The 1,978-nt window shown below is 42.9% G+C and carries 1 protein-coding gene; it reads left to right on the plus strand.

The window, feature by feature from the left end:
- The first annotated feature begins 157 nt into the window (after positions 1-157).
- Entirely contained in the window at positions 158-1,873 is a 1,716-nt protein-coding gene (locus Selli1_RS18095) for an IS1634 family transposase (protein WP_087254017.1), read from the plus strand.
- The last annotated feature ends 105 nt before the right edge of the window (positions 1,874-1,978 follow it).

The raw sequence follows: 1,978 nt of genomic DNA on the forward strand, positions 1-1,978 counted from the left end.
CGCCACAGTTTTGCAGTAACATATGTTCGCTTATAGCTTGAAATCCTTTTGTATGGCGGCTTACAAGCTTTTTTTATTTTTTAAATTTGTCATATTTTACTAGCGTTTTGTAACGTTTTGTGGTATAATAAGTATTATATGAAATGGAGTGCTTATTATGTATCTTAAAAAAACACCGAACTCTCATGGCCGCATCCGTCTTTCTATTGTTGATACTTATTACGATAAAGTTAAGAAATGCTCCCGCCAGAAAACCGTAGAATCTATCGGCTGGCTCGATGAACTGGAAAAGCAGTATGAGGATCCGATTGCTCATTTCACAAAACGTGTAGCGCAACTTAATGAGGAAAAAAAGAAAAAGCAAGCCCCGATTCACTTTACTTTCTACGATTCCGACAGGCTTCGCATTGATGATGACCTGCGGAAAAACTTCGGCTATGCCGCATTGAGCCGGATCTATCATGAACTCGGCATCCATACCTTCCTGACCAACCGGCAGCGCCACTCGAAAGAACAGTATGATGCCAACGCCATTATGAAGATGCTTGTTTATTCCCGACTCCTTTTTCCTGCTTCAAAGAAATCTTCTTATGACGGCCGGGAACGTTTTTTTGAAAGATCGGATTACTCCCTGGATGATGTCTACCGCTGCCTTTCTTTTCTGGACAAACACAGGGAAAACCTGCAGATATGGATGAATGACAGGATTAAAAAGAATTATGGCAGGGATACCAGCCTGATCTATTATGATGTTACAAACTACTATTTCGAAACAGATGAACAAAACGACTTCCTTCACAAAGGCATTTCCAAAGAGCACCGGCCAAACCCGATTATACAGATGGGCCTTTTCATGGATAACAGAGGAATCCCCATTACTTACGAACTCTTTCCCGGCAATACCAATGACTGCCTGACCTACCGGCCAAACTTCGGGCGCATCAAAAAACAGTTTGACCTTGGACGGCTGATCTCCGTTGCTGACAAAGGCATGACGACAGGCGATAACATCTGGTACACGATCAATACCCCTACTCATGATGGATATGTTTTCAGCATGTCCATCAGAGGAGCTGAAAAAGGGATCAAAGACTATGTCCTCAAAGAAGAGGGCTACGAGTGGCTTGGCACGGAATATAAACGAAAATCCCGAAAATCCCCAAGAACGATCCTGGTTACTTCTGTCACCGGCAAAAAGATGAAAAAGCAGGTGGACGAGAAACAGGTCGTCTTCTGGAGTGAAAAATATGCCCGGCGGGCAAAAGCCGAACGGGAAACCGCACTGGCAAAGGCCAGAGATCTGGCACAAAACCCGGGGAACTACACAAGAGCCACTTCCTATGGGGCAGCAAAATATGTCAAAAAAATAGACTACGACAAGGAGACCGGTGAGATCCTTACCTCCTCATCCATACTGGATATTGATGAAGAAAAGATCCGTGAAGAGGAAGCACTGGACGGTTACTATATGCTCCTGACCAGTGAAATGGAGACATCGGATGATGAAATCATCGACATGTACCGGGGGCTATGGCGGATCGAAGAGTCTTTTAAGGTGACCAAAAGCGAACTGGAAGCCAGACCCGTATACGTCTGGACAAAAGAACATATCGAAGCACATTTCCTGACCTGTTTTGTAGCCTTGACGATAGCAAGGATACTGGAAAATAAGTTGGAACGAAAATACAGTGTCGGAAGAATCCTGGACTCCCTGTCAAAAGCAGAATGCAGCCTGCTCCAGCAAAACTATTATCTATTCGATTACTATGATGAGGTACTAAAAGAGATTGGATCGATTATGGATATTGATTTCGGAAAACGTATCCGTACGCTGGGAGAAATAAAAAAAATTTTGGCAAAGACAAAAAAATAGAAAAAACACCATGAAAAAATGACAAAATAACAAGGCCGTAGTCCCGCATAAATACTGGGATTACGGCCATTTTTAATTCTCTTTATCTGCAAAAGTCAGGTTATA

Source organism: Sellimonas catena, from assembly GCF_027924685.1.
Classification (GTDB): domain Bacteria; phylum Bacillota; class Clostridia; order Lachnospirales; family Lachnospiraceae; genus Sellimonas; species Sellimonas catena.

Coding starts and splice junctions, on each gene's coding strand:
- Selli1_RS18095 (WP_087254017.1), top strand. CDS start 158: ATGTATCTTAAAAAAACACCGAACTCTCATGGCCGCATCCGTCTTTCT.